Annotated in this window: 1 pseudogene; it reads right to left on the bottom strand. The window is 45.9% G+C overall.

The features are described 5' to 3' along the window. Nucleotides 1-667: pseudogene (locus R8N47_RS25665) on the bottom strand (hypothetical protein); the annotation flags it as partial.

The following is a 667-nucleotide window of genomic DNA, read 5'->3' as shown; positions in this document are numbered from 1 at the left end:
AGCAATACCATCCATTGCACCCGCAATTTGTTCAACATCATCACCAACGCCGTTAATAGCATTGGTATTTTTGTTTACCGCTGTTGTTATGTCAGCATTGGCCTGTTGAATTAGAGACTTTGTTTTACGATAGATTTCATTGTCGTTAGCTTGCTGTTTTTGAATGGCCTGCGTATTGGTAACAACTGAAGCATTAAGCGCAATGATTTGATTCTGAACGTCAGCACTTGCCTGATTTATGTCGATGGTCATCTCATTGAGCGCCTTGTTTACATCCTTATTCATTCCCGTTATTGCGCTAACAACTGCCGTATCTGTTGATTCATCTGTTGGAGGGTCTTCAACATCAGGTTCATCTGTTGGAGGGTCAGGAACGACAACATCATTGTCTGAATCTGGTAAAACGCTAGGGTCTTCGATGTCGCCGCCTGTTGGGTCGTCTGGGTCATGGGTTGGGTCTGTATCTGGTTTTTCATCTGAATCTGGGTCTTTATAGTTTTTACACTCGGGGTCCGAACAGAAAGATGGACCGCTAGGCACGTTGCACTCAGGGCCGATAACCGTGTAACTCGCGTAGCACCAACCAGACTCACCGCACCAAGAGCTAGAACGATCAATGGCGGCACCACAACCGCCACCAATAGAAGAGCAAAGATAAGAAGAAGGC

It is taken from the genome of Vibrio sp. 2132-1 (assembly GCF_033344315.1).
The sequence above is the reverse complement of the archived record's forward strand: the minus strand, read 5'-3'. Positions and strand labels throughout refer to the sequence as shown.